Raw genomic sequence first — 10,486 nt, 5'->3', positions numbered from 1 at the left:
GTGATTTCTCGAGTGCTGCTCGGGTGGGCATGCAAGTGTGCTCTTTGCGTTCTCTTTTCGACATCAAACCCCATTTTCCCTCGTCACGGTGGCGTTGTGCCCAGGAATAGACACTCATCTTTGAGCGCAGCTCGCATTCCACAGCGATGTCAGCTGGCCTCCAGCCAGCGTGGAAGAGCTCAACAGCGCGAAGCTTGACCTCAAACGGGTAGCGAGTCAGTGTTTTTGACTGTTTGCGGGGTCGACCAGGTTTGGCGGGTTCACGCAACCATTTGTACAGCGTCCATCGCCCTGGATAGCCAAGTTCACGGACGGTCTTGGTCACCGATTGAGTGCGCTTGTAAACCTGCAGAGCTATGCGTCGCTGCTCCTTGGTGTATGAGCGGTTCATGATGGAATCCTCCAAGATTCCGTCCGCATCCCCTTTTGCTACTTAACCCTGTGTGGCCTAGCTGTGGTGGTTAAAGAAAAACCGGACTAGCACGCGGAAAGCGTGCCAGCCCGGTGAAGCCTAGATGCTCTTAGTGAGGCAGAACGTGCTGCAGCTGAGCGGAGTACTTCTTGTAGGTGTGGTTCCAGGAAGACTTGTTGGCTTTGTAGAAGTCGGTGACTTCCTTCGGAACGGAGAAGCCCAGGGACTCGATGCGCTTGACCAGTGCGTCGTAGAACTTGTCGATGGCCAGAGCGTTGGAGTTGCGGGACAGGTCGCGGACTGCCTGGTTAACAACCGGAGCCGGTGCGACCGGCTTTGCCTTCGGCTTTGCCTTCGGCTTAGCCTTTGGCTTAGCAGCGGCGTTGCGCGGGGTCGGCTTGGAGTTCAGACCCAGCTTGGCGGAGCAAGCCGGCCATGCACCCCAACCCTGGCCAGCCAGAACGCGCTCTGCAACGGCGATCTGCTGGGAGCGGGTTGCCTGGTATGCGTACGGTGCGTACTGCTTACCGCCGTAGGCAGCCCAGGTGGACGGGCTGAACTGCAGGCCACCGTGGAAACCGTTGCCGGTGTTGATGGACCAGTTGCCGCCAGCCTCACACTGAGCCAGGCGATCCCAGTCGGAATCCGGGGCTGCGGAAGCGGTCGGTGCCAGCAGGGCGGAGGTCGCTGCAACAGCAACGCCTGCTACGGACAGGCGGGCTGCGGTGGAGAAAGAGCTGGTCTTTGCGTGACGTGCCATGTTCGCTGAGTTTCCCTTCGGGCGCCAGGTGTTTGTGTATTGACGCCTTTTGTTTCGTTATCTCTTGAAAAACAAGAACTTTATTCGGTTCTGACGTCGAGCAGTTTGCTCGTTCGCCTTTTGGTCATGGGTTACCGTACTGGTTTGTCACGGTTGTGTCACGTTTTTGACAAGATCCGTATCTTAGCTTCCGTTAAGGCGATGGATAAGAACTTATTCTGACCTGGCGTTTACTCTATTGAAACCATTTTGTTATCGTTCCGTTATGTGATGAACGTCACAAATTGGGCGTAACTGGTGGGGTTGCTGAGATTTGCTCTACCTCGGTATTCTCGCTAATCTAGGTCATTCTATTGCCGGAGCGCAGGCACAGTATTTTCTCTATCTTTTCTGCGCTCCCCGTGAAGTAATAAAGGAACAGGGTGATCCCATGCCAACCGGAAAAGTGAAGTGGTACGACGCAGACCGCGGCTACGGCTTCGTCAGCAACCCAGGGGACGAGGACGTCTACGTCGGTTCCCAGGTGCTGCCCGAGGGCGTCACCGAACTGGTCAAGGGCCAGCGCATCGAGTATGAGTTCATTGCCGGCCGCCGTGGCCCGCAGGTGCACACCATGACTGTGCTGGACAACGGCCCCCGCCGTGCACAGCACAAGTACGATGCAGAGCAACTACAGCAGATGGTGCAGGATACGATCACTTTGCTGGATGCCAGCGTACTGCCCGTTCTGCAGTCCGGTCGCCGCCCGGAACGTAAGGAAGCGCGCCAGGTGGCGGAGATTCTGCGCACGATCGCGCGGGAGCTCGACAGCTAACCCCCTAAAAACAGAACTCCAAACCCCCTACCGCAGCCACCTACTGGGCGATTTCGATCGACCAGATGGTTGCGTAGGGGGTTTGTTCGTCGTTGTCATCTAGCCCGACCAGCATGGAGTGCAGCTCCACGACTCGCAGTAGCGGCGTGCTGCCGTCCTTCGCCTTCACGCTTGCCTCGGTCTTCAGGGTGACCTCTTGGCGTTCGTTGCCCTTGTAGTAGTTGTCCTGGTTAGCGCCCGGATCATTGAAGATCTGCAGCATGGACCAATCATGGTCGTACACATCCTCCGGCAGCTTGAGGGTGACCTCCTTCGCATCGCCCATTTCTAGCTTGTAGGGCTCGCTGGGGCGGCAGTCCGGATCATCCAGCTGGCAGGCGGAATACGGGGCGATCTCTACCTCCTTGCCGTCAACGACAGCAATGATTCGCTGGTCCTTAGGCAGGGTCTCGATCTTCCCGTCCTGCCAGCGGTTGTACAGAAGTACGCCGCCGATCACCACGACAACGAGGGCCACGATGGCGCCCATGGTCAGCAATTGCTTGCGCTGCGCACGCTGGCGTTGTTGCTTCTTGGACAGCTTCGGTGCAGGCTTCCCGGTCCCCTTTTCGGTGACCTTCTTAGTGGCCTTGCTGTTAGCCTTTTCGGAAGTGTTCGTGCTGGATTCTTCTTGGTCGCTCACGGTTTTCGATCCTAATTCACTGCGTGGACAAGCCCTAACCAGTTCTGCGAACGCTTCTTAGGCCTGCGGTTCCTTGAAGCGCACCTCGTACATTTCGTCCCACAGCTTGCCCGTCAGATAGAAGCGGTGATCTTCCGGGGTGCTATTCGGAACCACTGCGATGCCGTTGAGGACATCCGCGCCGTCGCGCTTGGCGGCGGGGAACAGGCCGGAGGTGTCAACGACGTGGGTGACCTTGCCGTCCTCCGGGTCGATCTCCAGGATCGTGTTGGTCTGCCAGACGTTCGCCCACACCTTGCCATCCTCAGTGCATTCCAGCTCGTTGAGTTGGTCGGTGCCGGGCACGTCGACGGAGCCGGTCTTGTCGAAAGTCTCGGGGTCGCGGAACGTCAGCGTGCCCGATCCATCGCTCATTACAAGTCGATCCTGTTGGGAGCACAGCCCCCACCCCTCGGTCTCGTAGTCGGCCCGGCCGGTTTCCTCCAACGTGCGCGCATCACGCTTGATTGCCGTGTGTTCCTGCCATGTCAGCTGCCACACCGTATCGCCGTGGATGGCTACGCCCTCGCCGAAGAAGTTGTCGCTGAGCTTTTGCTCGCTGCCTTTCTGCCCTTCCAGGTCGGTGTAGTAGATCCGGGATTCGCCACGCAGCCCGGTCCCAACCAGCAGTCGCCCATCCTCGGCGGTTTCCAGCCCCTGCGTAAACGCTGACTTATCCCACGGATGCACCTTCTCTACCGTCGCTTCGAGCAGCGGGGCATTGCCGTACTGCTCGGAGGTGTCTCCTTGTTTAATTGGGGACGCCCCGTCGTCCGAACCGCACGCCGATAACGCACACGCTAAGGCTGCAGCTCCTACAGCTGCGACGACCTGGGTCGACACACGCCCTTTCTGGGATCGGTGGAGGGATGCGTGAGGGTGGCGTCGATAAGAGAACATGCAACCATCATGCACCACAGCGAGGGGACGGCAGGCATAATGGTTCAGGTGAGTAAGAAGATTAAGGCAGATCCGATACTTTTTTCTGCGCAGGCGAAGGACATGGCCCGCGCCGCGGTGGAAGAGGTCGGCGACGACGAGGTGGGGGAGTTCCTCGGCATCGCGACGCAGGATGAGGGGGTAGGGGTCTACCGCTTCGGCAGCCGCGTCCCCGGCTATCGGGGCTGGGAGTGGGTCGTGGTGCTGGTGACAGTGCCGGGCAGTGGGGTTCTCACGATCAATGAGGTGAGTTTGCAGGCAGGGGAGCAGGCCTCCCTGGCGCCGGAGTGGGTGCCTTACGAGGACCGGGTGCAGCCCGGCGACCTCGGCCCCGGCGATACGCTGCCGCCGCGCCGCGACGACGAGCGGCTGATCGCCTGGGCGCAGCTGCAGGACGGCGATGGCTTCCTGCGCAACCCGCGGGCCGGAAACACCCTGTCCCACGTGGGGCTGAAGCAGGCCCAGCGCAGATGGCGCGAAGGCGACTATGGGCCGAGGTCCGAATTTGCCAAAAAGGCGGAGCTGCAGTGCGAGACCTGCGCGTTCTACCTGCCCGTCGACGATGTAGACAACCGCATCGGCATATGCACCAACGAATACTCCGCCGATGGCCGTGTGGTGCAGGAAGATTATGGCTGCGGTGCGCACTCAGCGACTGTAGAGGAATCCATCGGCGAGGAGCTGGGCGAAGGCACCAGCAACTACGGCGTGTATGTCGACGGTGGGCTATCGCGCTTCGAGTAACCCCTTGATGGCCTTCGAGTAGCCCTTAATAGTTGCAAAAATACCCTGCGTAGTGGTTACTTATTACTTGTCGTTTCATATTGTGGTGACTGCCTACAGTTCTGGGATTGGGGCAGTACCCACGAACTACTCGTACAGGTAGGGGAGAATCCCGCATGTCAGATGCACAGGCCGCGAAGGCCGAGAAGAAGGTGGATAAGAAATCCACAAACGAGGATCGCGGCTTCCTAGACCGCTACTTCCAGATCTCGGAGCGTAACTCCACGGTGGGCACCGAGATCCGTGGCGGTGTGGTCACGTTTTTCGCGATGGCCTACATCATCATCCTAAACCCGCTGATCCTGGGCACTAGCGCGGACATTAACGGCGATGAGCTGGGTACGGCTCGCGTGGCTGCCGTTACCGCTCTGGCCGCTGGTGTGATGACCATTGCCTTTGGCGTGATTGCCCGCTACCCCTTCGGCATCGCCGCTGGCTTGGGCATTAATACCCTGGTGGCGGTTACTTTCGTCGGCACCGAAGGGCTTTCGTGGCCCGAGGCGATGGGCCTGGTGGTGATCGACGGTATTCTCATCGTGCTGCTGGCGATCTCCGGCTTCCGCGAGGCTGTATTCAACTCCATTCCCGACTCCTTGAAGGCCGCCATCGGCGTGGGTATCGGCCTGTTTATCGCCCTGATTGGTCTGGTGGATTCCGGTTTTGTTCGCCGTATTCCCGATGCTGCGGGCACGACCGTGCCGGTTGGCCTGGGTATTAATGGTTCGATTGCTTCCTGGCCCACGTTGGTATTCATCCTCGGCCTGCTCATCTGCGGCACCCTGGTGGTGCGCCAGGTTCGCGGTGGCCTGTTCATCGGCATCGTCGCCAACACGATCATCGCCATGATCGTGGAGGCCTTCACGCACTCCGGCCCGTCTTTCGTTAACGGCGAGCCCAACCCGAAGGGCTGGAACCTGGCCGTCCCGCAGGGGCCGGATTCCCTAGGTGGAATCCCCGACCTTTCCCTGGTCGGTGCCGTGGATCTGTTCGGTGCGTTCACTCGCGTGGGAGTGCTGGCAGCCTGCATGCTGATCTTCACCCTGGTGCTGGCTAACTTCTTCGACGCGATGGGCACCATGACGGCTCTGGGTAAGCAGGCCAAGCTGGCGGACGAGGACGGTCGCCTGCCGAACCTGCGCACTGCGCTGATCGTCGAGGGTGGCGGTGCGGTCGTCGGTGGCGCCGTTTCCGGTTCCTCGAACACCGTGTACGTCGACTCGGCCGCTGGCATCGGCGATGGCGCCCGTACTGGTCTGGCCAATGTGGTCACCGGTCTGCTGTTCATCCTGGCGATGTTCTTCACCCCGCTGTACGAGGTCGTGCCGATCGAGGCCGCCGCCCCGGTTCTGGTGATCGTCGGTGCGATGATGATGGCGCAGGTCAAGGACATTGACTTCTCCCGCTTCGACATTGCCCTCCCGGCTTTCCTGACCATCGTGGTCATGCCGTTTACCTACTCCATCGCCAACGGCATCGGCGTGGGCTTCATCACCTACGTCGCCATGGCTGTGGTGGGTGGCCGCGCGAAGAAGGTCCACCCGCTGCTGTATCTGGTGGCCGTGATGTTCGTGGTTTATTTTGCCGCCGATCCAGTGATGGACGTTCTGCGGGGCTAGCCTGTGGCTGATTTTTCGCCTATCCGCATCGATGATCCGCGCGACCCGCGTCTGGATGACTTTCGGAACCTCAACGCGTCCGACAAGAAGTCCGGCGAGCAGCTGATCATCGCGGAGGGCACTTTGGTCGTCCCGCGCCTGCTGGCCAGCCCGTATCCGACCCGGGCGGTCGTAGGGTTCCCGGGGAAGCTGCGGGCGATTGAGGAGAGCTTGTCTAGCTCTTTTTCGGGGGATGACGCCCCGTTCTCCGTATTCGAGGTCTCCCGTGAGGTCTTGAAGGAGGTAGCGGGCTTCGATATGCATAGGGGCTTGGTGGCCTCGGCGGATCGCCTGCCGGAGAGTGAGGAGCTTTCCGTGGAAGCGCTGTTGGACCAGCTGGAGGCGACCGAAGGCACCGAGGTCACCGAGGTCACTGAGTGCACCGAGGGGGCCAGCGGCGTGATTGCCGTGCTGGAGGGCGTGGGGGACCACGAAAACATCGGCTCGATCTTCCGCAATGCAGCAGGCCTGGGGGTGGATGCGGTGCTGTTCGGTGCGGCTACTGCCGACCCTCTGTACCGCCGTAGCGTGCGCGTGTCGATGGGGCACGTGTTGCGCCTGCCGTGGGCTAGATTCCCCGGCACGACTACGACGTGGCAGAGGGATCTGCAGCTGTTGCAGAGTCGTGGCTATGAGGTGGTGGCGCTGACCCCGTCGGGGAACACGACGCTGCGCGAGGCAACCGAGGCTGCCCGGGAGCGGGGCAAGAAGGTTGCGGTGATGGTGGGAGCGGAAGGTCCCGGCTTAACCGAGCATGCCATGCGGGCCGCGGATGTGCGGGCCGTGATCCCGATGGCTCGCGGCACCGATTCTTTGAATGTTGCGACGGCGGCGGCGATCGCCTTTTACGAGGCCGTGCGCTAATGGAGTTGGCTAGGGGGCTAGCGGGGGTTGACTTGCGGGGCCAGCTGAGTCTTAGTTGCCACGGCTGCGGCGACGAACCTCGTCGCCGATCTTCTTGGACGCCCCGCGCAGCCCCTTGATGGTGGCGCTGAACCCTTTGCGGGCACCACTGCTCAGGGAGTTCAGGACGTTCTTCGCGACCTCTGCAGAACTCGGCTCGCTGGCACCGGAGGGGGCTGCGTAATCGTCGTAGCCTTGCTCCTCGTCGTAGACAGACACCTTGTCCTCCGGCTGGCTTGGCCCGTGCGTGAGGCCGTCGTATTCGGAGGACTTGGCCTCCGGACGACCGTCGACGGCGAAGGCCGCCACGGGCAGGGCAGGGGCGGATTCTGTCAGGGAGAACCCTAGCCAGGATTCGATGGCAGCGGTGGCCAGTTCCGCGGGGATGAAGGGCAGCTGAATGCCGTGGGCCTCTGTGGTGCCGGCCCAGAAGTCGGCTTCGAACTCGCAAGGCAGGCCAGTATCTTCAAACACCGTCTCCTGAGTCGCGCAGAAGGAACGTTTGAGCGTGCCCCCGGCCCAGTGGGCGAAGCCGCCGAAAGTCTCGTTGACCTCCGTGGACGCAGGATCCCCACCATCACCTGGTTTCGTGGATGCCGCGGTCTCCGGGTCTGCCACCACGCAGGAGGCATAGACATCGGCCGCGTTGACTAGCGTGCGGTAGCGCTCCGGAAGCTCGGAGAGCTTGCGCAGATCCGGGATGACGGTCTGTACTACGGAGAGCCCCGGGTAGCCGCCGATGTAGAACTCGTCTACGCCCGGCGTTGCGCTACGGGTCATGTCGAAGTCGCCGATGTGAGTCAGCGGCCAGGCGGGATTCAGCTGCGCCAGGTACTTGCGGGCAAAACCGCGGTCGACCTTATGTTCCTGATGCACGACCGTGCTTGGGTTGGCCGCATTCACAAACCATAAGGTCACCAGGGTCACAGCAGTGGCTCCTTCTAACGCCTAATTCTTCTTCTTGGGGTTGGTGCGCACCCCGAGGAGCACGTCCTCCCAATGCGGGGTGACGGCCTTGCGCTTGCGCTTCGGCTTGGCCGACTTTGCGTCCGGGTGCATAAGGAATTCATTATCCGCACGATCCCCCTGATCCGCAGGGGAAGCGCCTGCAACGGGGGTGTTCTCCTCCGGGGAAGGTGCACCCTCCGGCGCTGCGTTCTCCGGATCCATAGGGGCATCCCGCCAACCCTGCGCGCCCGGGCCCTGGGTGGGGTGGAGTAGTGGGGTGACCGGCGAAACGCTGCGCACCGGTTGCCCATAGCGCGGGTTCACCAGGTCGCCCGCGATGCTGTTGTGTGGGTGCGCCAGTGGCTTATCCGATCCGCGCAGCTCCACGATGAACTCTGCGGTGTGGGTTGCCGTCCGTCCCGCCGAGTCCTTTTCCCAGGCCACAGTGACGATCCACTGCTTAGTGGCGTTCTGGTAGGCATCCCATTCGGCGTCCGATAGCGACTCGCCGTGGGCAGCCAGTGCGGTTGCCAGAACCTCCCACAGCGGCTGATTCGATACGCCGTCGGCATTCACCGGAAGTGCCGCGTGAGCCAACTCTGCAATGCGGGCACGCTCCTGCAGGATCGGCCAGGCATAGGGCTCGATGCGCGCCTCGTCCGTGTCGGCCTCGTCTGCCAGCTCGGCAACGGTCGCACCCTGGCGGATACGATCCTGGATCATCCGGGGAGACATCGCGATCTTCGTGCGGTGTGGCCGCGCATTCGGGCGGTCCTTGTCGCGACCCTGGAATAGCGACGCCACCTCGCCCTCCGTGCGCTCCTCGGCTTCATCGCCAGCATTGGAGCTGGCAGCGTCGGCGTCGCTAGTGGTGGCGCTGTCGGAGGAAGTGCTGCCAGCAGTGCTGCTGTCAGCGGACGTGCTGTCAGCGTCGGTGGAGTTAGCAGCGGGTGAAGAATCCTCCCCGCCCGCCGAGGCAGGCGCATCGGCCGTGTTCACATCGTTGTTTCGGACCGTGGGGGCGTCACTAAGAAAAGAGCGAAGCTCGTCCGTGACGGGCAGGAAGTACTCTGCGATAGGGCCACCGACGGCGGGATCCACGGCGCGCAGCACGAGCGACGAGGCATCGCTATCGGCGACGACAAATTTCAGCTCTTGCAACTTGGCCTCCTGACGGGTGACGTGGCGGGTGATGCGCTAAAAAGCTACGGCGAATGACGGCCGTGTTATTAACATCACCCTCCAACCATAGCCAAAAGCGGAATTACTTTGCTGCGTGGCCGCCGTCGAGGATGAAGTCGATGGCGCCGGTCAGCTTCTTGAGGTCCTCCGGGTCGATGGCCGGGAACATGCCGATACGCAGCTGGTTACGGCCCAGCTTGCGGTAAGGCTCCGTATCCAGAATGCCGTTGGCGCGCAGGATCTTGGCGACCTTAGCGGCATCGATGTTGTCGTCGAAATCGATGGTGCCGACGACGAGGGAGCGGGAATCCGCATCCTCGACGAACGGGGTGGCCTCCGCGCGGGAATCAGCCCAGCTGTACAGAGCCTGGGAGGAGTCGCTGGTGCGGGCGACCATGCCGTCCAGACCACCGTTGGCGTTCATCCACTTCACCTGGTCATCCAGCATCAGCAGGGTGCCGACGGCCGGGGTGTTGTATGTCTGGTTCTTGCGGGAGTTATCCACGGCGGTCTTCAGATCCAAGAAGGCCGGGATGTAGCGATCGGACGCGGCGATCTCCTCGACACGCTCCAGGGCAGCGGGGGAGAAAGCAGCCAGCCACAGGCCACCATCGGAAGCGAAGCACTTCTGCGGGCTGAAGTAGTACACGTCAGCTTCGTTCATGTCGACGGGCAGTCCGCCGGCACCGGAGGTTGCGTCGATGGCGACGAGAGTGTCGTCCGAAGCGGCCTTGGGGCGGGTAACCGGAACCATTGCGCCGGTGGAGGTCTCGTTGTGCGCCCAGCCGATCAGGTCAGCATCGGTGCCATCCAACTGGCTCGGTGCCGGGGCGGTGCCCGGATCGCCGGCGACGACCTGCGGCTCGTCCAGCCACGGGGCCTTCTTGGAAACGCTTGCGAACTTAGAGGAGAACTCGCCGTAGGTAAGGTGCGCGGACTTGTTGCGGATCAGGCCGAAGGAGGCGGCATCCCAGAACGCGGTAGCGCCACCCAGGGAGAGCACGATCTCGTAACCCTCCGGCAGGCTGAACAGTTCGGAGAGACCTTCGCGCACAGAACCGACGACGTCCTTCACACCAGCTTGGCGGTGGGAGGTGCCCATGATGGCGGCGTTGTCCTGGATAGCCTGCAGCTGCGCGGGGCGCACCTTAGACGGGCCACAGCCGAAGCGGCCGTCGGCGGGGATGAACTCCGCGGGGATGGTGGGCAGAGTGTTCTGGTCGTTGGCAGGTGCGTTCATCTTTACCTCAGTTACCTTCAGTTGCCTTTGGTTAGTATCTGATTTCTTAGGGTAGACGGTCGGAATGGAGTGATGTCCAAAAAGTGCCAAAAATATAAGAACCGCTGCGGAAACCGCACTGAACGGTGG

Annotated in this window: 11 protein-coding genes; 4 read left to right on the top strand and 7 right to left on the bottom strand. The window is 61.6% G+C overall.

Annotation, left to right across the window (positions count from 1 at the left end; genetic code table 11):
• Positions 1-391, bottom strand: a 391-nt coding sequence (locus tag L8U58_RS08335; RefSeq protein WP_420839870.1) for a terminase gpP N-terminus-related DNA-binding protein, incomplete at its 3' end; no start/stop codon positions are given.
• 130 nt (positions 392-521) lie between these two features.
• Positions 522-1,172 (bottom strand): resuscitation-promoting factor Rpf1 domain-containing protein, encoded by a 651-nt coding sequence (locus L8U58_RS08330; protein ID WP_269955118.1) that lies wholly within the window; start codon positions 1,170-1,172, stop codon positions 522-524.
• Positions 1,173-1,602: 430 nt separating this feature from the next.
• Here L8U58_RS08330 and L8U58_RS08325 point away from each other — a divergent pair, with 430 nt between their 5' ends.
• Positions 1,603-1,986, top strand: coding sequence for a cold-shock protein (locus tag L8U58_RS08325; RefSeq protein WP_034969697.1), 384 nt, complete (start codon positions 1,603-1,605; stop codon positions 1,984-1,986).
• A gap of 40 nt (positions 1,987-2,026) precedes the next feature.
• Here L8U58_RS08325 and L8U58_RS08320 read toward each other — a convergent pair whose 3' ends face one another.
• Both L8U58_RS08320 and L8U58_RS08315 read right to left on the bottom strand, forming a co-directional pair.
• Entirely contained in the window at positions 2,027-2,668 is a 642-nt protein-coding gene (locus L8U58_RS08320; protein ID WP_034969695.1) for a DUF2771 domain-containing protein, read from the bottom strand.
• A gap of 57 nt (positions 2,669-2,725) precedes the next feature.
• Entirely contained in the window at positions 2,726-3,550 is an 825-nt protein-coding gene (locus tag L8U58_RS08315) for a glutaminyl-peptide cyclotransferase (RefSeq protein ID WP_051879548.1), read from the bottom strand.
• A 96-nt stretch (positions 3,551-3,646) separates the two neighbouring features.
• Here L8U58_RS08315 and L8U58_RS08310 point away from each other — a divergent pair, with 96 nt between their 5' ends.
• The 3 genes from L8U58_RS08310 to L8U58_RS08300 all read left to right on the top strand — a co-directional run bounded on the left by L8U58_RS08310 (position 3,647) and on the right by L8U58_RS08300 (position 6,948).
• Positions 3,647-4,390, top strand: coding sequence for a DUF3027 domain-containing protein (locus L8U58_RS08310; protein WP_269955117.1), 744 nt, complete (start codon positions 3,647-3,649; stop codon positions 4,388-4,390).
• 155 nt (positions 4,391-4,545) lie between these two features.
• The gene (locus L8U58_RS08305; RefSeq protein ID WP_269955116.1) at positions 4,546-6,045 is read left to right on the top strand and encodes an NCS2 family permease; all 1,500 of its coding nucleotides are present in this window, start codon (positions 4,546-4,548) and stop codon (positions 6,043-6,045) included.
• A gap of 3 nt (positions 6,046-6,048) precedes the next feature.
• Complete coding sequence (locus L8U58_RS08300) at positions 6,049-6,948, top strand: TrmH family RNA methyltransferase (RefSeq protein WP_034981194.1); 900 nt, start codon at positions 6,049-6,051, stop codon at positions 6,946-6,948.
• Positions 6,949-6,999: 51 nt separating this feature from the next.
• Here the strand turns inward: L8U58_RS08300 and L8U58_RS08295 are convergent, their stop codons facing one another.
• The 3 genes from L8U58_RS08295 to serC all read right to left on the bottom strand — a co-directional run bounded on the left by L8U58_RS08295 (position 7,000) and on the right by serC (position 10,357).
• Positions 7,000-7,914 carry a DUF6928 family protein gene (locus L8U58_RS08295; protein WP_034978210.1) on the bottom strand — a complete coding sequence of 305 codons (915 nt, stop codon included), beginning with the start codon at positions 7,912-7,914 and terminating at the stop codon, positions 7,000-7,002.
• A gap of 21 nt (positions 7,915-7,935) precedes the next feature.
• On the bottom strand, positions 7,936-9,096 hold the full coding sequence (gene sepH / locus L8U58_RS08290) for a septation protein SepH (RefSeq protein WP_269955115.1): 1,161 nt from the start codon (positions 9,094-9,096) through the stop codon (positions 7,936-7,938).
• Positions 9,097-9,199: 103 nt separating this feature from the next.
• Positions 9,200-10,357 (bottom strand): phosphoserine transaminase, encoded by a 1,158-nt coding sequence (gene serC / locus L8U58_RS08285; protein WP_034973109.1) that lies wholly within the window; start codon positions 10,355-10,357, stop codon positions 9,200-9,202.
• Positions 10,358-10,486: the final 129 nt, after the last annotated feature.

It is taken from the genome of Corynebacterium macclintockiae (genome assembly GCF_027570165.1).
GTDB lineage: Bacteria > Actinomycetota > Actinomycetes > Mycobacteriales > Mycobacteriaceae > Corynebacterium > Corynebacterium macclintockiae.
Note: the sequence above shows the minus strand (reverse complement) of the source record. Positions and strands in the feature narration are given on the sequence as shown.

Coding starts and splice junctions, on each gene's coding strand:
- L8U58_RS08330 (WP_269955118.1), bottom strand. CDS start 1,172: ATGGCACGTCACGCAAAGACCAGCTCTTTCTCCACCGCAGCCCGCCTG.
- L8U58_RS08325 (WP_034969697.1), top strand. CDS start 1,603: ATGCCAACCGGAAAAGTGAAGTGGTACGACGCAGACCGCGGCTACGGC.
- L8U58_RS08310 (WP_269955117.1), top strand. CDS start 3,647: ATGGTTCAGGTGAGTAAGAAGATTAAGGCAGATCCGATACTTTTTTCT.
- L8U58_RS08305 (WP_269955116.1), top strand. CDS start 4,546: ATGTCAGATGCACAGGCCGCGAAGGCCGAGAAGAAGGTGGATAAGAAA.
- serC (WP_034973109.1), bottom strand. CDS start 10,357: ATGAACGCACCTGCCAACGACCAGAACACTCTGCCCACCATCCCCGCG.